The sequence below is a fragment of the Micromonospora sp. AMSO31t genome (genome assembly GCF_008868175.1).
In the GTDB taxonomy this organism is placed as follows: Bacteria; Actinomycetota; Actinomycetes; order Mycobacteriales; family Micromonosporaceae; genus Micromonospora.
In genome coordinates this window covers 1-20691 of the sequence record NZ_WBKT01000017.1, presented here as the reverse complement: position 1 = coordinate 20691, position 20691 = coordinate 1, and the positions used below count along the sequence as shown (strand labels likewise).

General features: G+C 73.9%; 19 protein-coding genes and 1 pseudogene. 7 read left to right on the top strand and 13 right to left on the bottom strand.

The window, feature by feature from the left end; all coding sequences use genetic code 11:
• Positions 1 to 24: 24 nt before the first annotated feature.
• A complete protein-coding gene (locus tag F8274_RS06490; protein WP_151461407.1) occupies positions 25 to 813 on the bottom strand; it encodes a sporulation protein in 789 nt (262 codons plus the stop codon).
• 225 nt (positions 814 to 1038) lie between these two features.
• On the opposite strand from F8274_RS06490, the gene sigB reads away from it, so the two are divergent.
• On the top strand, positions 1039 to 2025 hold the full coding sequence (gene sigB / locus F8274_RS06485) for an RNA polymerase sigma factor SigB (protein WP_151461371.1): 987 nt from the start codon (positions 1039 to 1041) through the stop codon (positions 2023 to 2025).
• An 83-nt stretch (positions 2026 to 2108) separates the two neighbouring features.
• Positions 2109 to 2516, top strand: a complete 408-nt coding sequence (locus F8274_RS06480; RefSeq protein WP_151461370.1) for a VOC family protein — start codon at positions 2109 to 2111, stop codon at positions 2514 to 2516.
• Between the two features lie 3 nt (positions 2517 to 2519).
• On the opposite strand, the gene F8274_RS06475 is transcribed toward F8274_RS06480, so the two are convergent.
• The 3 genes from F8274_RS06475 to F8274_RS06465 all read right to left on the bottom strand — a co-directional run bounded on the left by F8274_RS06475 (position 2520) and on the right by F8274_RS06465 (position 7167).
• Positions 2520 to 5075 carry a bifunctional GNAT family N-acetyltransferase/acetate--CoA ligase family protein gene (locus F8274_RS06475; RefSeq protein ID WP_151461369.1) on the bottom strand — a complete coding sequence of 852 codons (2556 nt, stop codon included), beginning with the start codon at positions 5073 to 5075 and terminating at the stop codon, positions 2520 to 2522.
• A 3-nt stretch (positions 5076 to 5078) separates the two neighbouring features.
• Positions 5079 to 6260, bottom strand: a complete 1182-nt coding sequence (locus F8274_RS06470) for an acetoin utilization protein AcuC (RefSeq protein ID WP_151461368.1) — start codon at positions 6258 to 6260, stop codon at positions 5079 to 5081.
• Positions 6261 to 6324: 64 nt separating this feature from the next.
• Positions 6325 to 7167, bottom strand: a complete 843-nt coding sequence (locus tag F8274_RS06465) for a sulfurtransferase (protein ID WP_151461367.1) — start codon at positions 7165 to 7167, stop codon at positions 6325 to 6327.
• A gap of 98 nt (positions 7168 to 7265) precedes the next feature.
• Here F8274_RS06465 and F8274_RS06460 point away from each other — a divergent pair, with 98 nt between their 5' ends.
• Complete coding sequence (locus F8274_RS06460; protein ID WP_151461366.1) at positions 7266 to 7952, top strand: metal-dependent transcriptional regulator; 687 nt, start codon at positions 7266 to 7268, stop codon at positions 7950 to 7952.
• A gap of 16 nt (positions 7953 to 7968) precedes the next feature.
• Here the strand turns inward: F8274_RS06460 and F8274_RS06455 are convergent, their stop codons facing one another.
• The 4 genes from F8274_RS06455 to F8274_RS06440 form a co-directional block, all read right to left on the bottom strand.
• Positions 7969 to 8517, bottom strand: coding sequence for a hypothetical protein (locus F8274_RS06455; RefSeq protein ID WP_151461365.1), 549 nt, complete (start codon positions 8515 to 8517; stop codon positions 7969 to 7971).
• Between the two features lie 86 nt (positions 8518 to 8603).
• Positions 8604 to 8846, bottom strand: coding sequence for a DUF5522 domain-containing protein (locus tag F8274_RS06450; protein WP_151461364.1), 243 nt, complete (start codon positions 8844 to 8846; stop codon positions 8604 to 8606).
• A 36-nt stretch (positions 8847 to 8882) separates the two neighbouring features.
• Positions 8883 to 9860, bottom strand: a complete 978-nt coding sequence (locus tag F8274_RS06445) for an asparaginase (RefSeq protein WP_151461363.1) — start codon at positions 9858 to 9860, stop codon at positions 8883 to 8885.
• On the bottom strand, positions 9857 to 10498 hold the full coding sequence (locus F8274_RS06440) for a class I SAM-dependent methyltransferase (protein WP_151461362.1): 642 nt from the start codon (positions 10496 to 10498) through the stop codon (positions 9857 to 9859). Before F8274_RS06440 ends, F8274_RS06445 begins: the two co-directional genes overlap by 4 nt.
• 158 nt (positions 10499 to 10656) lie before the next feature.
• Between F8274_RS06440 and F8274_RS06435 the strand changes: the two genes are divergently transcribed.
• The 3 genes from F8274_RS06435 to F8274_RS06425 all read left to right on the top strand — a co-directional run bounded on the left by F8274_RS06435 (position 10657) and on the right by F8274_RS06425 (position 13603).
• Positions 10657 to 11913, top strand: a complete 1257-nt coding sequence (locus tag F8274_RS06435) for an MFS transporter (protein WP_151461361.1) — start codon at positions 10657 to 10659, stop codon at positions 11911 to 11913.
• Positions 11914 to 12008: 95 nt separating this feature from the next.
• Positions 12009 to 12350 (top strand): YciI family protein, encoded by a 342-nt coding sequence (locus F8274_RS06430; RefSeq protein WP_151461360.1) that lies wholly within the window; start codon positions 12009 to 12011, stop codon positions 12348 to 12350.
• Between the two features lie 65 nt (positions 12351 to 12415).
• Positions 12416 to 13603, top strand: coding sequence for an RNA polymerase sigma factor (locus F8274_RS06425; RefSeq protein ID WP_151461406.1), 1188 nt, complete (start codon positions 12416 to 12418; stop codon positions 13601 to 13603).
• Between the two features lie 62 nt (positions 13604 to 13665).
• On the opposite strand, the gene F8274_RS06420 is transcribed toward F8274_RS06425, so the two are convergent.
• The 4 genes from F8274_RS06420 to nrdR form a co-directional block, all read right to left on the bottom strand.
• Positions 13666 to 14391, bottom strand: a complete 726-nt coding sequence (locus F8274_RS06420) for a hypothetical protein (protein ID WP_151461359.1) — start codon at positions 14389 to 14391, stop codon at positions 13666 to 13668.
• 114 nt (positions 14392 to 14505) lie between these two features.
• On the bottom strand, positions 14506 to 15438 hold the full coding sequence (locus F8274_RS06415) for a DUF2332 domain-containing protein (protein WP_151461358.1): 933 nt from the start codon (positions 15436 to 15438) through the stop codon (positions 14506 to 14508).
• 133 nt (positions 15439 to 15571) lie between these two features.
• On the bottom strand, positions 15572 to 18463 hold the full coding sequence (locus tag F8274_RS06410) for a vitamin B12-dependent ribonucleotide reductase (RefSeq protein ID WP_151461357.1): 2892 nt from the start codon (positions 18461 to 18463) through the stop codon (positions 15572 to 15574).
• 34 nt (positions 18464 to 18497) lie between these two features.
• Positions 18498 to 18992, bottom strand: coding sequence for a transcriptional regulator NrdR (gene nrdR, locus F8274_RS06405; protein ID WP_151461356.1), 495 nt, complete (start codon positions 18990 to 18992; stop codon positions 18498 to 18500).
• A 544-nt stretch (positions 18993 to 19536) separates the two neighbouring features.
• On the opposite strand from nrdR, the gene lexA reads away from it, so the two are divergent.
• Positions 19537 to 20319, top strand: a complete 783-nt coding sequence (lexA, locus tag F8274_RS06400) for a transcriptional repressor LexA (protein WP_151461355.1) — start codon at positions 19537 to 19539, stop codon at positions 20317 to 20319.
• Between the two features lie 48 nt (positions 20320 to 20367).
• Here the strand turns inward: lexA and F8274_RS06395 are convergent.
• Positions 20368 to 20691, bottom strand: a pseudogene (locus tag F8274_RS06395) (hypothetical protein); the annotation flags it as partial.

Genomic DNA, 20691 nt, shown 5'->3' with positions numbered 1-20691 from the left:
TCTTGATCAACGAGGAAGGGACGGTCAGAAGAAGAGGCCGCGGCGGGACAGGGACTGGCGCAGCCAGCCGTCGAGCTGGGCGGCCCAGTCGGTGCGGTCCGCCGTCGCGTGGTCGACCGTGAAGCGGCCGAACGCGTCGCGGCCCTCGGTGAACACGCCGCCGCGCTTGTCCAGCTCCAGCACCACGTGCACCTGCTGCGGGTCGGTGACGAAGGTCAGTTCGAGCTGGTTCATGGCGCGCGCGTACTGCGGCGCCGGGTGGAACTCGATCTCCTGGTAGAACGGCAGGCTCTGCCGCACGCCGTAGAGGTGGCCGCGCTCGACGTCGGCCCGGGCGAACCGGAAACCCAACCGGAGCAACGCCTCCAGCAGCCGCTCCTGCGCGGGCAGCGGATGCACCGCCACCGCGTCCAGGTCGCCCTTGTCGACGGCCCGGGCCACCTCCAGCTCGGTCCGCAGCCCCATCGTCATCCCGTGCAGGTGCTGGCCGTACAGGTCGGTGAGCGGGGTCTCCCAGGGCACCTGGAAACGGAACGGCACCTCGTACCGCTGACCCGGGTCCAGCCGGAACGCGCCGGTCACCTGGGCGCGGCCGAACTCCTGCGTGGTGTCGTACTCCGAGTCGCCGCTCTCCACCTCGACCCGGGTGACCAGGCCGAGCGCGACGTAGCTCACATCCACCGGGTGGTCCCCGCCGACCACCTGGACGCGGCCCTCCACCTGCCCGCCGGGCCGGCAGTTCGGGTTGGCCAGCACCGTCTCCACCGACGGTCCACCCACACCCATCGCCTGCATGAGCCGCTTGAAGACCACCACGTCCTCCGATCGCCTGTGCGTCGCCGAACCTCGCTGGCCGGCCGCTGGCACGGTAACCGGGCCCGGCAAGACACAGCCGCTGTTCCGCCCGGATTGCTGTCGGGTCCCCGATCGCCTCACTCCCGTTTCACGCCCAGCCCGCCAAGCTGTTCCTCACCGGCACCACCGCGCCGGCGGACGGCACGGACCGGTACGGCACGACGGACACGGGGAGAGACAGAGATGGCTCAGCAGATGATCGAGCACCAGGACATGGACGTCACCCTGACCGACCTGGACGCGACCGACGAGCGCGGCGTCTCCACGGACCTGGTTCGGGCGTACCTGAACGGCATCGGCCGCACCAAGCTGCTCACCGCGGCGCAGGAGGTCGAGCTGAGCAAGCGGATCGAGGCCGGCCTGTTCGCCGAGGAGAAGCTCTCCACCTGCACCCCGGTCTCCGGCGAGCTGCGCGCCGACCTGGAGCTGATCGCGGCCGAGGGCCGCGCCGCCAAGGACCACCTGCTGGAGGCGAACCTGCGGCTCGTGGTGAGCATCGCCAAGCGCTACACCGGTCGGGGCATGGCCTTCCTCGACCTCATCCAGGAGGGCAACCTCGGCCTGATCCGCGCCGTCGAGAAGTTCGACTACACCAAGGGCTACAAGTTCTCCACCTACGCCACCTGGTGGATCCGCCAGGCCATCACCCGCGCCATGGCCGACCAGGCCCGCACCATCCGCATCCCAGTGCACATGGTCGAGCAGGTCAACCGGATGGTCCGGGTCCGCCGCGAGCTGTCGGTCTCGCTGGGCCGGGAGCCCACCGTCGCCGAGGTGGCCACCGCGCTGGAGATCCCGGAGTACCAGGTGATCGAGCTGATCTCGTACGACCGGGAGCCGGTGAGCCTGGACCAGACCGTCGGCGAGGACGGCGAGAGCGCGCTCGGCGACTTCGTCGCCGCCGTGGACCCCAACGCGGAGCCGGGCGAGGCCGCCGGCGACGGCGAACTGCGCAACGAGGTCCGCATCGTGCTGGCCACCCTCTCCCAGCGGGAGCAGGCGGTCATCCGGCTGCGGTTCGGCCTGGACGACGGCCGGCAGCGCACCCTCGACGAGGTGGGCCGCGAGTTCGGGCTGTCCCGGGAGCGGATCCGGCAGATCGAGAAGGTGACGCTGCTGAAGCTGCGCGACCCGGAGCGGGCCACCCGGCTGGAGGCGTACGCCTGCTGATCCTGACCCACCCGACAGGCCCCGGCGGTGCGCCGGGGCCTGTCGCGCTTGAAGCGGCGGCCGGCGGCCGTCACCCTGGGGCGATGAACTGGACACTGGAAGTGGTGGTGGTGCCGGTCTCCGACGTGGACCGGGCCAAGGAGTTCTACGCCGAGCGGCTCGGCTTCGTCGTCGACCACGACACCGACCTGGGGGGCGTCGGGCGGATCGTCCAACTCACGCCCCCGGGCTCCGGGTGCTCGATCGTCCTCGGCCGGGGCGTCGTGCCCGAGATGCCGCCGGGCTCGCTCAAGGGGCTGCAACTGGTCGTGCCCGACCTGGAGAAGGCCCGCGCGGAGCTGGTCGAGCGGGGCGTCGAGGTCAGCGAGATCCAGGTGATCGGGCAGAACCCGCGCCCGGTCCCGCACCCGCTGGACAACGTCGGCTTCGTCTTCCTCACCGACCCCGACGGCAACGCCTGGGCGGTGCAGCAGATCTCCAGCCGGGGCTGAGCCTCACAGCCGGCGCGGGCCGGTGTCCGGGCGGGGCGCCTCGGCGCCGGTGCGGACGGTGGCGTGCAGCACCGAGATGCCGTCCGGCCGGGCCAGCACCGGGTTCAGGGTGAGCGACCGGACCCGGGGCTGCTCGTCGGCGAGCCGCCCCACCCGCAGCAGCAGGTCGACCAGGGCCGCCCGGTCCACCGGCGCGGCGCCCCGGTGGCCGCGCAGCAGCGGCGCGGCCCGCGGTTCGTCGACCAGCTCGGCGGCGTCCCGGTCGGTCAGCGGCACCGCCCGCCACGCCCGGTCGCCGAGCAGCTCGGTGGCCACGCCGCCCAGGCCGAAGCCGACCACCGGCCCGAACGCCGGATCCTCCACCAGCTCCACCACGCAGGCCACCCCCGGCGGGACCATCGGCTGGACCAGCACGTCCGCGCCGAAGACCGCAGCCATGTCGGCGTACGCGCGGCGCAGCGCGGCGGCGTCGGGCAGGTCGAGCCGGACCGCACCCAGGTCGAGACGGTGCCGCAGCCCGGGGGCGGCCGCCTTGAGCGCGACGGGCCAGCCGAGCCGTTCCGCCGCCGCCACCGCCTCCCCGGCCGACTGCGCCGGCGCCGACTCGACCACGTCGATCCCGTACGCCCGCAGCAGCGCCGCCGGGTCGGCGCCGTCCGGGCGCAGCGCGGCCTGACCGGCCGCCCGGTCCACCCGGTCCAGTTCGGGCACCATGCCGGGCGGGCGGCGCAGCCAGTCCGCGTACGTGGTGACCCGGGCCAGGGCCCGGACGGCCTCCTCCACGCTCGGGTACGCGGGCACCCCGGCGGGCACCCGGCCGGCGAGGAAGGTGGCCACCACGGGCTTGCCGGTGGTCCGCGCGTCGGGCAGGGCGGTGGTGAAGTCGGCCTCCGGGTCGGTGAGCTGGCCGGGCAGTGGTGGGGCGAACACCGCCACGACGGCGTCCACCCGCTCGTCGGCGGCGGACGCGGCGAGCGCGGCGGCGTACTCGGCGGCGGTGGCCCGGGGGCCCACGTCGTCCGGGTAGCCGTCGGCCACGGTGAGGCCCTGGGCGGCGCAGGCCGTGGCGGCCAGCCCGGTCAGCGCCGAGGAGTTGCCGACCACAGCGACCCGGCGGCCGGCCGGCAGCGGCTGGTGGGCCAGGAGCACACCGACGTCGAGCAGTTCGGCGACGGTGTCCACCCGGATCACCCCGGACTGGGCGAACAGCGCGCTCACCGCGGCGGCGTCCAGGGCCGGCGCGTCGCCGACCCCCGGCGGGCGGGCCAGCGAGGCGAGCGCCACGACGGGCTTGCTCCGGCCGATGCGCCGGGCCAGCCGGGCGAACTTGCGCGGGTTGCCGAACGTCTCCAGGTAGAGCGTGATGACGTCGGTGCCCGGATCGTCCTGCCAGTACTGGAGCAGGTCGTTGCCGGAGACGTCGGCCCGGTTGCCCGCCGAGACGAAGCTGGACAAGCCGAGGCCGCGCCGGGACGCCTCGGCGAGCAGGGCCACCCCGAACGCGCCGGACTGGCTGAACACGCCGACCCGGCCGGGGGCGGGCAGCACGGGGGCGAGGGTGGCGTTGAGGCGTACCGCACGGTCGGTGTTGGCGACGCCCAGGCAGTTCGGACCGACCACGCGCATGCCGGCCAGGTGCGCGGCGCGGACCAGGGCGCGCTGGGCCGCCGCCCCCGCCGGGCCGGCCTCGGCGAACCCGGCGGAGATCACCACCAGTCCGTGCGCGCCGGCCCGCGCGGCGTCGGCGACCACCTCGGTCACCGCCTCCGGGGCGACGGCCACCACGGCCAGGTCCACGTCCGCGCCGGCGTCGACCGCCGACGGGTACGCGGGCAGCCCGGCCACGGTCGCCGCGGTCGGGTGCACGGGGACGATCGCGCCGGTGAACCCGCCGTCGCGCAGGTGCCCCAGCAGGGCCGCGCCGACGCCCTGGCCGGTGGTGCTGGCGCCGTAGACGGCGATGCCGCGCGGGGCGAGCAGCCGGGCGATCGAGCGGGCCTCGGTGCGGTGCTCCCGGCCGCGCTGCACCTCCAGCGTCGCCTCGGTGGGGGCGATCGGGAAGTTCAGGTGCACGACGCCGTCGGCGAACTGGCGCTGGACCTGGTAGCCGAAGTCGGAGAAGACCCGCAGCATCGTCCCGTTGGCCGGCAGCACCTCGGCGACGAAGTGCACGATGCCCCAGCGCCGGGCCGCGTCGGCCAGGTGCTCCAGCAGCACCGACCCGATGCCCCGGCCCTGGTACGCGTCCTCCACCACGAAGGCCACCTCGGCCTCCGGGGAGCCGGGGCCGAGCCGCTCGTACCGGCCCACGGCGACGATCCGGTCGCCGGCCAGCACCACGAACGCCTCCCGGTCGCGGTGGTCGACGGTGACGAACCGCTGCAGGTCCCGCTCGGGGATGCGCGGGTACGGCGAGAAGTAGCGCAGGTAGCGGGTGCGCTCGGAGAAGCGCGAGTGCATGGCCACGACGGCCGCGGCGTCGTCCGGGCGGATCTGCCGCAGCTGGACGGTCGTGCCGTCGCTCAGCAGCACGTCCACCGGTTGCTCGACGGTGGTCACCGGTCAGTCGCGGGGATCGTGCGGGTCGAGCCCGTGCAGCGGGAAGACCGCCTTGCGGGTCGCCGCGATCGCGCGGTCCACCGCGGTCGGCTCGCCGCTCGGCTGCCACGGCTGGTACGACGGGTCGACGTCGTCGGTCATCCGCAGCGGGATCTCGTGCCCGGGCCGCCGTCGCGCCGCCAGCTCCCGCCAGCCCGGCGGGGTGAGGGTGGCCGGGTCGAGCGGCTCCCCGGTGGCCACCGCGAGCAGGTGCGTCCAGGCCCGCGGCACCACCTCGACCAGCGCGTACCCGCCGCCGCCGAAGGCCACCCAGCGGCCGTCGCAGAGCTCGTCGGCGAGCGCGCGCAGCGCCAGGTAGGTGGCCCGCTGCCCGTCGACGGAGAGGTGCAGGTCGGCCAGGGGGTCCAGCCGGTGCCCGTCCGCCCCGCACTGGGTGACCAACACCTGCGGCCGGAACGCCCGCAGCACCGACGGCACGACGGCGTGGAACGCGCGCTGCCAGCCCGGGTCGCCGGCGCCCGGCGGCAGCGGCAGGTTGACCGCCGACCCCTCCGCGCCCGGGCCGCCGGTCTCGTCGGGGAACCCGGTGCCGGGGAAGAGCGCCAGCGGGGTCTCGTGCAGGCTGACCGTGAGCACCCGCGGGTCCCGGTAGAAGATCTCCTCTACCCCGTCGCCGTGGTGCACGTCCACGTCCACGTACGCGATGCGCTCCGCGCCCAGGTCGAGCAGGCGGGCGATGGCCACCGCCGGGTCGTTGTAGACGCAGAAGCCGGAGGCCCGGGCCGGCATGGCGTGGTGCAGCCCGCCGGCCACGTTGACCGCCCGCCGGGCCTCGCCGCGCCAGACCGCCTCGGCCGCGGCCACGCTCGCCCCGGCGATCAGCGCGCTCGACTCGTGCATGCCGTCGAAGACGGGGTTGTCCGAGGTGCCGAGACCGAAGCCGGCGAAGAGCGGGTCGCGGGGCGCGGCCCGCACGGCCTCCAGGTAGCGCGGGTCGTGCACCCGGGTGAGCAGCGCGTCGTCGGCCGGCTCCGGCTTCACGAGCCGGACCCCGGGCCGGTCCAGCACCCCCAGCTCGCGGGCGAGCGCCATGGTCAACTCGACCCGCACCGGGTCCAGGGGATGGTCGCCCATGTCGTACCCGAGCAGGGCCTCGTCCCACACCACCACCGTGTCGTCGGCCATGGGCTCATCGTCGCACGTGGTCCGGGGCCGCCCCACCGCACGCACTCCGCGGCGGCCCGGGTGTCTACCCGGTGGCGACCGGACGGTCCGGGTCGGCCACCCAGTTGCTCCACGAGCCGACGTACAGGGCGGCGTCCGGGCGGCCGGCCAGGTGCAGCGCCAGGACCGCCTGGGCGGCGGTCACCCCCGAGCCGCAGTACGCGCCGACCGGCGCGCCCTCGGCCACCCCGGCGGCGGCGAACCGCTCGCGCAGCGCCTCGGCGGCGGGGAAGCGTCCCTCGGTGACGTACTCCGGGGCCGGCAGGTTGACCGCGCCCGGGACATGCCCGGCGACCCGGTCGATCGGCTCGGTCTCGCCCCGGTAGCGGGGGGCGGCCCGCACGTCGAGCAGCACCCCGGCGTCGGCGGCGGCCAGCCGGGCGGCCTTCCCCGCGTCCAGCACCGGCAGCTCGCCCGGGCTGACCGTGACGTCCCCGGGCGCGGGCGCCGGCGCGTCGGTGGAGACGGGTCCGCCGGCCGCGGCCCAGGCCGGGAAGCCGCCGTGCAGCACCCGGACCGCCCGGTGACCGGCCCAGCGCAGCGTCCACCAGGCGCGGGCGGCCGACATGCCGTCGCCGCCGTCGTACACCACCACGGGGTGCCCGGCGCGGACGCCGGCGGCCCGCAGCGCGGCCTGGAGCGCGGCGGGGTCGGGCAGCGGGTGCCGGCCGGCGGCGCCCGGCCGGCCACAGAGCTCGGTGTCCAGGTCGACGAAGACCGCGCCGGGCAGGTGACCGGCCCGGTAGTCCTCCCGGCCGGGCGGCCCGGCGAGCCGCCAGCGGACGTCCAGGAGGGTGGGCGGATCGGCGCGGTCGAGCTCGGCGGCGAGCCGGTCGGGCTCGACGAGCAGGTCTTCGGTTCCGGACATGCGGTCCAGTCAACACCATCCGGGCAGCGACCTCCCGGTTCGGCGGGCGTGGATCGTCGGGGGTCCGGGGTAGCATCGAACGCCGGAGGGACGCTGACGTGAAGCATGACCTGGTCGACACGACCGAGATGTACCTGCGCACCATCCTCGAGCTGGAAGAGGAGGGGGTGCCGCCGCTGCGCGCGCGGATCGCGGAGCGGCTGAAGCAGAGTGGTCCCACCGTCAGCCAGACCGTGGCCCGCATGGAGCGGGACGGCCTGCTCACCGTCGAGGGCGACCGCCACCTGATGCTCACCGCGCTGGGCCGCACCTCGGCCGTTTCGGTCATGCGCAAGCACCGGCTCGCCGAGCTGCTGCTCGTCAACGTGATCGGGATGCCCTACGAGGAGGCCCACGACGAGGCCTGCCGCTGGGAGCACGTGATGAGCGACGCGGTCGAGAAGCGGGTCTACGACCTGCTCAACCGCCCGACCCGCTCCCCCTACGGAAACCCGATCCCCGGCCTCGAGGAGCTGGGCGAGCCGGGCCTGCGCGAGGTCGAGACCGCGGAGGGCGAGCGGAACCTGGCCTTCCCGGGCCTGTCCGGGCCGGTCGTGGTGCGGCGGATCTGCGAAAGCGTGCAGACCGACGCCGACGTGCTCCGGCAGCTGCACGCGGCGGGCGTCGACCCGGGCGCCACGGTGACCGTGGCCCAGGAACGCGACGGCGTCTCCATCGACCGCTCCGGCGACCGGGTCCGGCTGCCCCGCGAGGTGGCCTCCCGGGTGTTCGTCGCGGCCCGCTGACCGGGCCGCCCGGCGGTCAGAGCTGCCGGGTGTCGACCACCCTGGCGAGGTTGACCAGCTTGCCGGCCGCCTTGTCCGCCTCGGCCGTGGCGGTGCCACGCGGGGTGGTCCAGCGCAGCGTGACCAGCCGCCCCTCGCCGGCCAGCCAGCCCACCTCCGCCACCGGGCCGTTCTTCGCGGTCTTCGGCAGCGTGTGCCGGTAGGCGATCTTCCCGAGCTTGGTGACCTTCTTCGCGCCCCGGGGCAGCACGTCGAGGGTGAAGGTCGACGTGTCGATCGACGTGTCGGTCACCGTGAGGGTCAGCTCCGGCAGCACCGCCTGCTCGGCCCGGACCACGCAGGTGTGCGTGTCGCCCTTGTCCATGGCGGCGGCCACGTCGAACGTGCCGCCGGTGTGCTTGGCGATCACCGCGAAGTCGAGCAGCCGGCACGCGCCGCCCGACGAGGCGGCGGACACCTCGACCGCCTTCGGCCCGGCCGCCGGCACCGCCACCCGCGTGGCCTCCTTGGCGCAGCCGGCGGTCAGCAGTACGGCCGAAGCGGCCAGCCAGGTACGGGCGCGCACGTGGAGACCTCCGCAGTCGTCGGCGGGCACCGCCCGCCGGATGTCCGTCGGCCACCGTACGGGCAACCCCGCCGGGACGGAAGTCCTCAATCGACCACGTACGGACAGTGCCGGCATCCTCGCCCGCAGCACGTGCCGCGGCGGGCCAGGAAACCGGCGCTGAGCACGAACAGCCCGGTCTCCGGGTCGAGGTAGCCGGCCTCACCGGCGGCCAGGGCGGCGGCGTGGGCGGCCAGGATCCGCGCCCGGTCCGGGTGGTCGGGCGACAGCCGCGACGGGTGCGGCTCGGCCAACGGCCGGTCCGCCAGGGGTCGTCGCTCTCCGGTCACCGCGCGAGTCTACGGAGGCTGCCCCGAGGCGCCGGCTCAGCCGTGCCGGTCGAACGCCGCGGCGACCGCCGCCCGGTCCGCGCCGCCGGCCAGCAGCAGCCGGAGCAGCACCTTCGCCTTGTACGGGTCGAGCAGCCCACCGCGGACCAGCCCGCGCCGCCGCAGGTCGGTCTCCGAGCCGACCGCGCCGTAGGTGTTCCGCAGCACCGACCCGGCCCCGGTCCGGGAGGCGAGCACCACCGGCATCCGCGCGGCCAGCTCGCCCAGCGCCGGGGCGAAGTCCGGCGGCACGTGCCCCACCCCGAAGCCGGCCACCACGAGGCCGTCCAGGCCCGGGGTGAGCGCGTCGAGCAGCGCCGGGTCGTCGTCGAGGGTGACGGTGTGCAGCGCCACCCGGGTGGCGGCCAGCCGGTCGCCGTCCACCGGCGGCAGCGGGGCGTGCCGGGGCGGGCGGGTGAGCAGCCGTACCTCGCCCTCGATGACGTGCCCGAGCGGCCCGGCGTTGGGCGAGGCGAACGTGGCCGTGCTGGTGCTGTGGGTCTTGCGGGCGAAGCGGGCCGCGTGGATCTCGTCGTTGAACGCCACCAGCACCCCCAGGTCCCGCGCGGCCGGCGCGGCGGCGACCCGGGCGGCGGCAAGCAGGTTGGCCGGGCCGTCCGGGCCGGCCAGGGTGGGGTTGCGCATCGCGCCGGTGAACACCAGCGGCGCCGGGTGCGGCCAGACCAGGTCGGCCAGGAAGGCGCTCTCCTCCAGGGTGTCGGTGCCCTGGGTCACCACCACGCCGGTCGCCCCGTCGGCGATTGGCGCGCCCGCCGCGTCCACCAGGTCCAGGATCTGCCGGTACGCCAGGGCGGCGCTGGGCACCGCCTCGACGTCCCGCACGTCGAGCGGGATGTCGGCGAGCCCCGGTACGGCGGCCGTGAGGTCGGCGCCGGTGAGCCGGCTGACCACTCCCCCGGAACCGGTGCCCGCCATGGCGATCGTGCCGCCCAGGGTGAAGAGCGCGACGGTCACCGGTCGGCCTTCCGGGCGAGCAGGAACGCCTGCGGCCCCCGGTCCAGCTCCTCCGCTTCCCGGACCAGCGTGGCGTGCACGGCGAACCCAGCCGCCGTGAGCTGCTCGGCGAGCCGTTCCGGCGGCAGCCAGTACACGTCGTACGAGACGGTGTGGCCGTACGCCTGCTCCAGCCGGATCCGCTCGTCGCCGGCCTTGACCGCGATCAGCAGGTGACCGCCCGGGGCGAGCACCCGGTGGAACTCGGCGAACACCCCGGGCAGCAGGTCCGGCGGCAGGTGGATGATCGAGTACCAGGCCACGAGGCCGGCCAGCGCCGCGTCGCGGATGTCCAGCGCGGTCATCGAGCCGACCTCGAAGCGCAGCTCCGGATAGTTCCGGCGGGCCACCTCGAGCATGCCCGGGGAGAGGTCGACCCCGGAGATGTCGAGCCCGAGACCGCGCAGGTGGGCGGTGATCCGGCCGGTCCCGCAGCCCGCCTCCAGCACCGGCCGGCCGGGGCCCACCAGCTCCGCGAACGCGGCCAGCATCCCCCGGTCGAGCGGGCCCTCCAGCACGTCGGGAATCAACCGTGCGTAGTCCACGGCCACCGTGTCGTAGGCGGCGCGCGTCTCGGTGAGCCAGTTCGGTTCGATCATGAAAGACGACCCTAGTCGCCGGCCGGCCCCGCGTCCGTCCGTACCCGCCCAGCTCGGCGACGACCGTCTCCGGCCGGGGAAATGCCGCGCCCCGCAGCGGGCCGGCGGGATACCGTGCCGGGTCGCACACGCATGACCTCGACGGACAGGCCCGACCGGTGACCCAGCAACTGACGCCCCCGATGCCCGGAACCCGCACCCCGCTGTGGCGGAGCCGGAACTTCCTGCTGCTCTGGAGCGGCCAGACGGTCAGCGAGGTGGGCACCCGGGTCTCCGGGGTGGCGGTGCCGCTGCTCGCCGCGGACGTGCTCGACGCCACCGTCCTCCAGGTCTCCCTGCTCACCGTCCTGGCCTGGCTGCCGTACCTGATCTTCTCGCTGCCGGCCGGGATGCTGGCCGACCGGGTCGACCAGCGGCGGCTGATGGTCGCGTGCGACCTGGGTCGCGCGGCGCTGCTGCTGTCGGTGCCGGTGGTCGCCCTGGTCGGCCACCTCACGCTGGCCTTCCTGTACGCGGTGGTCGGGCTCTCCGGCGTGCTGACCGTGGCGTTCACGGTGGCGTACCGGAGCCTGCTGCCCGCCCTCGTCGCGCCGGAGCAGTTGACCTCGGCCAACGCGCGCCTCGAAGTGAGCGAGAACCTCGCCCACCTGGCCGGGCCGAGCGCGGGCGGCCTGCTCGTCGGCCTGCTCGGCGCGGCCCGCACCTTCGTCGCCGACGCGGCGAGCTTCCTGGCCAGCGCGGTCACGCTGCTGCTGGTGCGGCACCGCCCGACGCCCCGCGCCGAGGCCCGGGTGCCGGTCCGGGCGGCGCTCACCGAGGGCCTCGGTTTCATCCGCCGGCAGCGGATCCTCGCCCTGGTCCTGGCCTGCACCGCCACCTCGAACTTCTTCGTCATGGCCACCCGCGCCATCGAGGTGCCCTACCTATTGCGGGTGCTGCACGCCAGCCCGGCCACCATCGGGCTCCTGTTCAGCCTCGGCTCGGTGGGCGGGCTGGTGGCCGGCGTGCTGGCCGGGCGGGTGACCGCGCTGCTCGGCGGCGCCCGGACCATCTGGGTGTCGATGGCCGTGCCCGGCCCGCTCTACCTGCTCATGCCGCTGGCCCGGCCGGGCTGGGGCGCCCTGCTCTACGCGGTCGGCACGGCCGCGTTCGCGGCCAACGCGGTGCTGTTCAACGTGGCCGCCATGTCGTACCGGCAGCGGATCACCCCGGCCCGGCTGCTCGGCCGGGTCAACGCCGCGTTCCTGTGGATCTGCTACGGCGCCATCCCGCTCGGCGCCCTGCTCGGCGGCGCCCTCGGCACCCGGCTCGGGCTGCGCCCGGCGCTGCTGGTCTGCGTGCTCGGCATGTGGAGCGCGGCACTGTTCGTGGTCTTTTCGCCGCTGCGCCGCATGCGGGACTTCGCGGCGTCCTGAAAAGAGGCAGGATTTTTCCCGGACCGCTGTCGAATCCGGCCGCGCCCGTCCGTCGGTGAGGCGGAAGAGGAAAACGACAACCCAAGGAGACACCGATGGCCCAGTACGCAGTCCTCGTCTACTCGCCCGCGCCGGCCGACCCGATGGACCTGACCCCGGACTACGTGGCCCTGCTGGAGCGGTACGGCGACCAGGTCACCGAGCTGGGCGGGCAGATCCTCACGGGGTTCGCGCTCCAGCCGAGCACCACCGCCACGGCGATCCGCGGCGACCTGGTCACCGACGGCCCGTTCATCGAGGCCAAGGAGGTCGTCGCCGGGTTCTACATCCTGGAAGCGCCCGACCTGGACGTGGCCCTGAAGATCGCCAAGCTGAACCCGGCGACCATCGACGGCGGCGTCGAGGTCCGGCCGCTCTTCCAGCCGCCGGCCGAGTGAGCGACGCCGCCGCGGTCGCCGCCGAACGCGCGGTGGCGGACGCGCACCGTCGCGAGTGGGCCTTCGTGCTCGCCGCGACGGCGCGCGTCGCCGGCGACCTCGACGTGGCCGAGGAGTGCGTGCAGGACGCCTACCTGGCCGCGCTGGCTGCGTGGGCGCGCGACGGCGTACCCGACAAGCCGGGCGCCTGGCTGACCGCCACGGCGAAGCGCAAGGCGCTCGACGTGCTGCGCCGGGACAAGGTGTTCCGGTCGAAGATGCCCCTGCTCGTCGAGCCGGCGGAGGCCGAGATGCCGGAGGAGTCCGGCGGGGACGCGGTCCCCGACGACCGGCTGCGGCTGGTCTTCACCTGCTGCCACCCGGCGCTGGCCCGGGAGGCCCAGGTGGCGCTGACCCTGCGCCTGGTCTGCGGGGTGGCCACCGGCGACATCGCCCGCGCGTTCCTGGTCACCGAGACGACCATGGCGGCCCGGGTGACCCGGGCCAAGAAGAAGATCGCCGCCGCCCGGATCCCCTACCGGGTGCCGGAGGCCGCCGAGTTGCCGGAACGGCTCGACGCGGTGCTCACCGTGATCCACCTGCTCTTCACGACCGGGCACACCGCGCCGACCGGGGGCGACCTGGTCCGCGCCGACCTGGTCGACCGGGCGGTGCACCTGACCCGGATGCTGCTGGCCCTGATGCCCGACGAGCCGGAGGTCCGTGGCCTGCTCGCCCTGCTGCTGCTCACCGACGCCCGCCGGGCCACCCGCCTCGACGCCGAGGGGCGGCTGCTGGTGCTGGAGGAGCAGGACCGGTCCCGCTGGGACCGGGCGGCCATCGCCGAGGGCAACCACCTGGTCCTGGGCGCGTTCCGCACGGGCCGGGTAGGCCGGTACGCCCTCCAGGCCGCCATCGCCTCGCTGCACGCGATCGCCCCCAGCTACGCCGCCACCGACTGGCCCCAGGTCGTCCGCCTCTACGACGAGCTGCTCAAGCGCTGGTCGTCGCCGGTGGTGGCGCTGAACCGGGCGGTCGCGGTGTCCATGGTCGATGGACCGGCCGCGGCCCTCGCCGAGGTCGACGCCCTGGCCGCCGATCCGCACCTGGCCGGCTACCACTACCTGCCGGCGATCCGCGCCGACCTGCTCCGCCGCCTCGACCGGCCTGCCGAAGCCGCGGACGCCTACCGCGCGGCGCTGGCCCTGGTCGACAACGAGGCAGAACATGCCTTCCTCACCGCCCGCCTCACGGAGGTCACCCCGCCCCGTTGATCATGAAGTTGTCGCCCGCCGCTTCGGCGTGTCGGGACAATAACTTCATGATCAACGTCGTCTCAGATCGTCGCGCGGTGGGCCTGGCGGACGGTGCGGCGGGCGTCTCGCCAGGCGATCAGGGCCGTGCGGAGCCGGGGCGAGGTGACCCGCTCTCCCCCGCGCCGAGCCGCCAGCTGACCGATCAGCCAGGCCGGGGCGTGGGCCGCCTCGACCGCTGCGGTCTTGGTGAGCAGGTCGCCGTGGTGGAGCGCGTGCCGGCCGCGGGCCATCGAGGTGAGGCCGAGGTCGGCGAGGGCGGGATCCAGCCACAGCCACGGACGCCGGGCCGCCCAGGTCCAGTAGCCGGTGAGCTCGGCGCGGGCGGCGGCCCGCACGTCGTCGTCGCTCATGGCGGGGAACACCTCGCCGGGCGGGCGGCCGAGGACGGCGTACCCGTGACGGACCAGCTCGGCCCGGGTGACGCCGGAGAGGATGCGCTGGACGAGCTGCCCGTGCGTCCACGTCGGATGCTTCCGCTCGACCTCGACCATGGTGGCGCTGTCGACGTAGACGCAGCCCAGGTGCAGCCCGGCGGCGTTGCCCGCGTCCAGGCGGCGGTGCACGGCAACGAGCGCGGCCTCCCGCGCGGCGTCGACCGACCCATCCGTCAGGGCCACCGGGTCAAGATCGCTCACGCCGGGGCGGTGGTCGCCGGTCGCCAGCGATCCCGCCACCAGCAGGTCGGTGACCCAGCCGAGCGCCGCGAGGACGCTCGCAAACTCCTCAACGGCCGGCAGCGTCACCATGGCCCCAGTCTCGCCTCCGCGGTGAATCTTGGACACTGTCCGTTCCTGACGAACGGTAAGTCTCCAAGATCTGGCGCTGCGACCGCGACGGCCGTGTCCGCGCGGCGTGCGGGCCTACCCGAACCACGTGATCGCCTGGCCGTGGCCCCGGGTCCAGGCCAGCGGCTTCCCGTCGAGGGCCAGCACGTTGTAGAACCCGTCGGCCGGCGGCTCGGGCAACGCGGGGTACCGCAGCACGTCCGGGTCCTCGTTGGCGATCCAGTGCCCGGGCAACTCCCGGACCAGCTCGGCGAACGCGTCCCTCCGCGCCGGCGGCACCTGGTACAGCACCGAGGTGTGGAAGACCACCAGGGTCGCGTCCCGGGGTGCCCGCGCGGCCAGCGCCGGCAGGTCGTCCACCAGGTCGCCCCGGACGAGCCTCGGCGGCTCGGCCCGGGCGACGGCCGCCGCGGCCCGCAGCCGCTCGCGGCGGTGCCCGTGCTCCGGCCAGATGAGCGCGTCCAGCCACGCCACGTCGGCCGGGTCGGTCACGTCCAGCGGGTTGAGGTCCAGGCCGGCCCGCCACACCACCTCGGGCCGGCGGGCCGGCGGCGCCGTGCCGCTGATCGCGCAGTCGAGGACCGGCTCACCGTCGCCGAGCTGACGGTCGCCGTAGCGGTAGGCGTACCGGTCGGGGTAGAGACACAGGCCCGCGGAGGCGCCGACCTCCAGCAGGGCGAGCGGCTGGGGCAGCGACGCCAGCACCGGCAGGAGTACGGCACACCGGCCCGGCTCGTTCGTCTGCGTGGCCCGGACCCGCATCTCCGCCTCGACCACCGGCCAGTTCGCCAGCGCGTACCCGCGAAAGGTGGCCGGATCGGTGACCGGGCCGCCGAGCAGCCGGACGGCGGCGAAGAGCAGGTTCGGCTGGCGCTTGGCCGGCGGGAGGGTGTCGAGCCGGGCCAGCAGCTCGTCGTCGCGGGCGACCGCCTCCGACAGCCGCTCGTACGCCGGCGACATCCCGCGCACCTCCCGGACGAAGGCGGTGTAGCGGTCCGCAGTGGTCATGGCCCGAGCATCGCAGCCGGACACCGTGCCGGGGTGGCGCCGACGGCGTGAGCTGCGTCGCTTCAGCGGGCCGTGTCCTGAAAGCCGCGAGCGCGGCAGGGGAATCCCTGCCGCGCTCGCGAGCGGTCGTGCGTCAGCTGCAGCCGCTGGTGGAGCCGCAGCCCTCGCAGACGTAGCAGCTGCCGGCCGGCCGCATCTTCGTGCCGCAGGTGAAGCAGAGCGGCGCGTCCGCGGCCTTGCCGATCACGGCCTCCAGCAGTTCGGTGCTGGAGCCCACCGACGGCGCCGGCTTGACGGCGGCGACGTCCGCGACCTCCTGCTTCGGCTGGACGACCGCCTTCGGCTCGGGCGCTTCGACCGGGGCGGAGGCGGCCATCGCGGTGAGGTCCGCACCGCTCGCCTCCGCCTCCGCCTCGGCCGCGAGCTGGGCGGCCCGCTCCTTGGCCGTGAAGATGCCCAGCTCCGCGCGGCGCTCGTACGGCAGGAAGTCCAGGGCCAGGCGACGGAAGATGTAATCCATCACCGAGGCCGCCATCCGCACGTCCGGGTCGTCGGTCATGCCGGCCGGCTCGAAGCGCATGTTGGTGAACTTGCTGACGTACGTCTCCAGCGGGACGCCGTACTGGAGACCGATGGAGATGGCCACCGAGAAGGCGTCCATCACGCCGGCCAGGGTCGAGCCCTGCTTCGACATCTTGAGGAAGACCTCGCCGAGGCCGTCGTCCGGGTACGACGAGGCGGTGAGGTAGCCCTCCGCGCCGCCGACCGAGAACGAGATGGTCTCCGACGGGCGCTTCTTCGGCAGCCGCTTGCGGACCGGCCGGTACTCGACGACCTTCTCCACGACCTTCTGGACCTCGGCGGCCGGGGCCTGGGTCTCGGCGGCGGTCTTGTTGGACTTGGCCACCGAGAGCGGCTGGCCGACCTTGCAGTTGTCCCGGTAGATCGCCAGCGCCTTGAGGCCGAGCTTCCAGCCCTCAAAGTAGATCTTCTCGACGTCCTCGACGGTGGCCTGCTCGGGCATGTTGACCGTCTTGGAGATCGCGCCGGAGACGAACGGCTGGATCGCCGCCATCATCCGCACGTGGCCCATCGGGGCGATCGACCGCTCCCCCATGGCGCAGTCGAAGACCGGGTAGTGCTCCGGCTTGAGGCCCGGGGCGTCCACCACGTGGCCGTGGTCGGCGATGTGCTCGACGATCGCCTCGACCTGCTCCTCGGGGTAGCCGAGGCTGCGCAGGGCGCGCGGCACGGTCTGGTTGACGATCTGCATCGAGCCGCCGCCGACCAGCTTCTTGAACTTGACCAGCGCCAGGTCCGGCTCCACGCCGGTCGTGTCGCAGTCCATCATGAAGCCGATGGTGCCGGTCGGCGCGAGGACGCTGGCCTGCGAGTTGCGCCAGCCGTTCTTGTCACCGATCTTGTTGCCGAGCGTCCACTGCCTGGTGGCCTCGCGCTGGACGGCGGTGGCCACGGTGCCGGTCGGCTTGATCGCGTCGTTGGCGGCGGCGTGCTTGCGCATGACCCGCTTGTGCGGCTCCGCGTTGCGGGCGTAGCCGTCGTACGGGCCGACGACGCCGGCCAGCTCGGCGGAGCGGCGGTAGGCGGTGCCGGTCATCAGCGAGGTGATCGCCGCGGCGACCTCCCGGCCCTGCTCCGAGTCGTACGGCAGGCCCGAGGCCATCAGCAGCGCGCCGAGGTTGGCGTAGCCGATGCCGAGCTGCCGGTAGGCGCGGCTGGTCTCACCGATCTTCTCGGTCGGGAAGTCGGCGAAGCAGATCGAGATGTCCATCGCGGTGATGACGAACTCGACCGACTTGACGAACTTCTCCACCTCGAAGCCGCCGTCGGCGCGCATGAACTTCATGAGGTTCAGCGAGGCCAGGTTGCACGAGGAGTTGTCCAGGTGCAGGTATTCCGAGCAGGGGTTCGACGCGGTGATCCGCCCGGTCTCCGGGCAGGTGTGCCAGTCGTTGATGGTGTCGTCGTACTGGAGGCCGGGGTCGGCGCACTCCCAGGCCGCCTGGGAGATGCCGCGGAAAAGCTTCTTGGCGTCGATCGTCTCGATGACCTGGCCGTCGAGCCGGCCGCGCAGGTCGAAGCCGCCGCCGTTCTCCACCGCGGTCATGAACTCGTCGGAGACCCGGACCGAGTTGTTGGCGTTCTGGTACTGCACGCTGACGATGTCGGCGCCGCCCAGGTCCATGTCGAAGCCGGCGTCCCGCAGCGCGCGGATCTTGTCCTCCTCGCGCGCCTTGGTGACCACGAACTCCTGGATGTCCGGGTGGTCCACGTCGAGGATGACCATCTTGGCCGCCCGCCGGGTGGCGCCGCCGGACTTGATGGTGCCGGCGGAGGCGTCCGCGCCGCGCATGAAGCTGACCGGGCCGGAGGCGTTGCCGCCGGAGGACAGCAGTTCGCGGGAGGAGCGGATCCGGGACAGGTTGACGCCGGAGCCGGAGCCGCCCTTGAAGATCAGCCCCTCCTCCTTGTACCAGTCGAGGATCGAGTCCATCGAGTCGTCGACGGCCAGGATGAAGCAGGCGCTGACCTGCTGCGGCGACGGCGTGCCGACGTTGAACCAGACCGGCGAGTTGAAGCTGAACACCTGGTGCAGCAGCATCCAGGTCAGCTCGTGCGCGAACACCTCGGCGTCGGCCGGGGTGGCGAAGTAGCCGTACTCCTCACCGGCGGTGCGGTAGGTGCCGACCACCCGGTCGATCAGCTGCTTGAGCGACCACTCCCGTTCCGGGGTCCCCACCGCGCCCCGGAAGTACTTGGTGGTCACGATGTTGGCCGCGTTGACCGACCAGGACTCGGGGAACTCCACCCCGCGCTGCTCGAAGTTGATCGAACCGTCCCGCCAGTTCGTCATCACGACGTCGCGGCGCTCCCAGGTGACTTCGTCGTAGGGATGCACCCCCTCGGTCGTCCAGACGCGCTCGATCTTCAGCCCTGTCCCGGCCTTGTTCCGTGACTTGCTGGTCGTCACGCCCTCGCCCCCCTCGTCAGCGCGGTCACCCACCGCGCGTCGTCAAACTGTCAGAAATCCGTGAAACTCAACTGGTCGCGCCGGCGGCCTCGACGGCCCCGGCACCCTCCCGCGCCCGCGCGGCGGCCCGCAGCGTCTCGATCTCGCGCTCGAAGTCGGCGAGCGAGTCGAAGGAGCGGTAGACGCTCGCGAACCGCAGGTAGGCCACCTCGTCGAGGTCGCGCAGCGGCCCGAGGATGGCCAGCCCGACCTCGTGGCTGGGGATCTCGGCGGCCCCCTTGGCCCGGACGGTCTCCTCGACCTTCTGCGCGAGCAGCGCGATGGAGTCGTCGTCGACCGGCCGGCCCTGGCACGCCTTGCGCACCCCGCCGATGATCTTGGTGCGGCTGAACGGCTCGGTCACCCCGCTGCGCTTGACCACCGCGAGCACCGCCTCCTCGACGGTGGTGAACCGCTTGCCGCACTCCGGGCAGGACCGCCGCCGCCGGATGAGCTGGCCGTCGTCGGCCTCCCGCGAGTCGACCACCCGGGAGTCGGCGTGTCGGCAGTACGGACACCGCATCGCCTGACCTCCTTCATCGACCGCGGCCCGCCGGCCGCCTCCGGGCACGCGTCACCACGGCGGCACCGTCTCTCGACGGCCGCCGCCGGGGTCGGCGTACGGGAGTGCGGTCGGTAACCGGACCCAACCTGTAGGCGACTTACGCCCATGTAACCACAACATCTAGGGGTCGACCGTATGCCGTCGTACTAGCGAGGTCAAGTTGGCCGGCGTGTCCGGCGCGTCATCAGAATCACTCACCCGTGCCACCCCGTCCCCGGCGTTCCGAGGAACCCAACGGACGTCGGCCGCCGGGGTCATGGGACGCGGGGATAGAACAGTCGTTCGAGAGCGACGTACCATTTATCAGAACAGGCGTTCGGAAATCCAGGATTTTGCCGCGACACGCCGACGGCAGGTCGTACAGATGTTTGAAAATGGCCGATCTCACCTATACGGTCAACAACGACCGGGCGCGGCGTATTGCGCCGGGCCGGTCGACAGCACCACAGGAGCACGCACCACGAGCCGACGAGGCACCCAGCGCCGACCAGGGAGGACGGACGTGACCGAGGACCGGGCCAGCCGGCAGAAGAACCCGCAGCCGATCGACGGGGCGGGTCCGCCGGCGACCCGTCGACCCCGCACCGCGCGCAGCCGGGCGGCCCAGCCCGCCGTGCGTGCGGTCACCCCGGTGGTCAGCAGCTTCCCCGACCCGGCGACGGTCGACCTCACGGCCCGGCAGCGCCGCATCCTGGAGTTCATCCGCACCTGGGTGGAGCGCCACGGCTACCCGCCGAGCGTGCGCGAGATCGGCGAGGCCGTCGGCCTGGTCTCCCCGTCGAGCGTCGCCTACCAGCTCAAGGAGCTGGAGAAGAAGGGCTTCCTGCGCCGCGACCCCAACCGGCCCCGCGCCGTGGACGTCCGGGCCCCCAGCGACGTCGACGACGAGGCGGCCCGCGCCCAGCGCCCCGCCCCGGCGTACGTGCCGATGCTGGGCCGGATCGCCGCCGGTGGTCCGATCCTCGCCGAGCAGGCGGTGGAGGACATCTTCCCCCTCCCCCGCGAGCTGGTCGGTGAGGGCGAGGTCTTCATGCTGCAGGTCAAGGGCGACTCGATGCTCGACGCGGCGATCTGCGACGGCGACTGGGTGGTGGTCCGGCAGCAGCCGACCGCCGAGGTCGGCGACATCGTGGCGGCCATGCTCGACGGCGAGGCGACCGTGAAGACCTACCGGCGGCGCGACGGACACGTCTGGCTGATGCCGCAGAACCCGGCCTTCGACCCGATCCCCGGCGACGACGCCACCATCATGGGCCGCGTGGTCGCCGTGCTCCGCCGCATCTGAGCCGACGAGAAAGGGGGGTGACCGGCGGTCACCCCCCTTTTTCCTGCGCTAGTAGCGGTCGCCCCGGTAGTCCCGGCCGCCGCCGGAGACCTGGCCGTACTGCTGGCCCCCGCCGCCGTAGCCGCCGTCGCGGCGGCCGTCACGCGGGTCCCGGCGGTCGGGCTCCCGGCGCGGTGGTTCGGCCCGGGCCGGGCCGTAGCCTCCGCCGCCACCCGGCCGGCCGCCGCCGTAGCCGCCACCGCCGCCCGGCGAGCCGCCGTAGACCCCACCACCCGGCGGGCGGCCGCCGCCCTGGCCGCCACCACCCTGGGGGCCGCCGCCGTAGACCGCGCCCCCGCGACCGCCGCCCTGCGGCCGGCCACCGCCGTAGAC

What these genes read in the sequence shown, in the direction of transcription:
- sigB (WP_151461371.1), top strand. Translation starts at nt 1,039, where the DNA reads ATGGCTCAGCAGATGATCGAGCACCAGGACATGGACGTCACCCTGACC.
- F8274_RS06480 (WP_151461370.1), top strand. Translation starts at nt 2,109, where the DNA reads ATGAACTGGACACTGGAAGTGGTGGTGGTGCCGGTCTCCGACGTGGAC.
- F8274_RS06470 (WP_151461368.1), bottom strand. Translation starts at nt 6,260, where the DNA reads ATGGCCGACGACACGGTGGTGGTGTGGGACGAGGCCCTGCTCGGGTAC.
- F8274_RS06465 (WP_151461367.1), bottom strand. Translation starts at nt 7,167, where the DNA reads ATGTCCGGAACCGAAGACCTGCTCGTCGAGCCCGACCGGCTCGCCGCC.
- F8274_RS06440 (WP_151461362.1), bottom strand. Translation starts at nt 10,498, where the DNA reads ATGATCGAACCGAACTGGCTCACCGAGACGCGCGCCGCCTACGACACG.
- F8274_RS06430 (WP_151461360.1), top strand. Translation starts at nt 12,009, where the DNA reads ATGGCCCAGTACGCAGTCCTCGTCTACTCGCCCGCGCCGGCCGACCCG.
- F8274_RS06420 (WP_151461359.1), bottom strand. Translation starts at nt 14,391, where the DNA reads ATGGTGACGCTGCCGGCCGTTGAGGAGTTTGCGAGCGTCCTCGCGGCG.
- F8274_RS06415 (WP_151461358.1), bottom strand. Translation starts at nt 15,438, where the DNA reads ATGACCACTGCGGACCGCTACACCGCCTTCGTCCGGGAGGTGCGCGGG.
- nrdR (WP_151461356.1), bottom strand. Translation starts at nt 18,992, where the DNA reads ATGCGGTGTCCGTACTGCCGACACGCCGACTCCCGGGTGGTCGACTCG.